Source organism: Skermanella aerolata KACC 11604 (assembly GCF_000936425.1).
In the GTDB taxonomy this organism is placed as follows: Bacteria; Pseudomonadota; Alphaproteobacteria; order Azospirillales; family Azospirillaceae; genus Skermanella; species Skermanella aerolata.
Genome location: NZ_AVFK01000155.1, coordinates 1 through 1,579, shown reverse-complemented (window position 1 = coordinate 1,579; position 1,579 = coordinate 1). Strand labels below are relative to the sequence as shown.

At 65.4% G+C, this 1,579-nt stretch carries 2 protein-coding genes; both read left to right on the top strand.

The features are described from left to right. On the top strand, positions 1-651 hold a 651-nt coding region (locus N826_RS38920; protein ID WP_044437975.1), incomplete at its 5' end, for a branched-chain amino acid ABC transporter permease. A gap of 2 nt (positions 652-653) precedes the next feature. Next, on the top strand, positions 654-1,579 hold a 926-nt coding region (locus N826_RS38915), incomplete at its 3' end, for a branched-chain amino acid ABC transporter permease (protein ID WP_044437974.1).

Here is a 1,579-nt window from a genome sequence, read left to right as displayed (position 1 = left end):
GTCGGCCTGATCGGCGTCGTGCTGGAAAAGCTGATGCTGAGCCGGCTCTACAAGCTCGACCACCTCTACGGCCTGCTGCTGACCTTCGGGCTGGCCCTGATCATCGAGGGCATGTTCCGCCACTGGTACGGCGTTTCCGGCCAGCCTTATCCAATTCCCAAGGAACTGGCCGGCGGCTACAATCTCGGCTTCATGTTCCTGCCGACATACCGCGCCTGGGTCGTCGTCTGCTCGATCGTGGTCTGCTTCGGCACCTGGTTCGTGATCGAGCGGACCAAGCTGGGCTCATATCTGCGCGCCGCCACCGAGAACCCGGTGCTGGTCCAGGCCTTCGGCATCAACGTGCCGGTCATGATCACCGCCACCTACGGCGTCGGCGTGGCGCTGGCCGGACTGGCCGGCGTGCTGGCCGCACCCATTTATCAGGTCAACCCGCTGATGGGGTCGAACCTGATCATCGTGGTCTTCGCCGTCGTCGTGATCGGCGGCATGGGCTCGATCCTGGGCGCCGTGCTGACCGGCTTCATGCTGGGCATCCTGGAAGGCTTCACCAAGGTCTTCTACCCGGAAGCCTCCAACATCGTGATCTTCGTCGTCATGGCGGTGGTGCTGCTGATCAAGCCCGCCGGCCTGTTCGGACGGGAGAAATAGCCATGGCGACACAATCCCACTATGCCGGTGCGGCACCCGCCCAGCGGCAGGGCTCGCAGACGCTGAAATGGGCGGCGCTGGCGGTGCTGCTCGGGCTGGCGCTGGTGGCGCCGTTCCAGCTCTACCCCGTGTTCCTGGCCAAGGCGCTGTGCTTCGCGCTGTTCGCCTGCGCCTTCAACCTGCTGATCGGCTATGTCGGGCTGCTGTCGTTCGGACATGCCGCGTTCTTCGGCTCGGCCGCCTACGTCACGGCGCACGCGGTCAAGGTCTGGGGGCTGACGCCGGAGTTCGGCATCCTGCTCGGCGTCGCGACGGCCGCCGGGTTCGGGCTGCTGTTCGGCATCATCGCGATCCGGCGGCAGGGCATCTACTTCGCGATGGTGACGCTGGCGCTGTCGCAGATGGTGTTCTTCCTGGCCTTGCAGCTGAAGTTCACCGGCGGCGAGGACGGCATCCAGGCGGTGCCGCGCGGGTTCCTGTTCGGGATCTTCGACCTCGGCAACAACCTGGTGATGTACTACTTCGTGCTGGCGGTGTTCCTGGCCGGGTTCGCGCTGATCTACCGGACGATCCACTCGCCGTTCGGCCAGGTGCTGAAGGCGATCCGGGAGAACGAGCCGCGCGCGGTCTCGCTCGGCTACAAGGTCGATCAGTACAAGCTGACGGCGTTCGTGATGTCGGCGGCGCTGGCGGGTCTTGCCGGCGGGACCAAGGCGATCGTGTTTCAGCTGGCGTCGCTGACCGACATCACGTGGCAGATGTCGGGCGAGGTCGTGTTGATGACCCTGCTGGGCGGTCTGGGCACCATCTTCGGCCCCGTGGTCGGCGCCTTCCTGGTGGTGACCTTGCAGAACTATCTGGCCGGCACCCAGTTGCCGGTGACGGTGGTCACCGGCGTCATCTTCGTCGTCTGCGTCCTGCTGTTCCG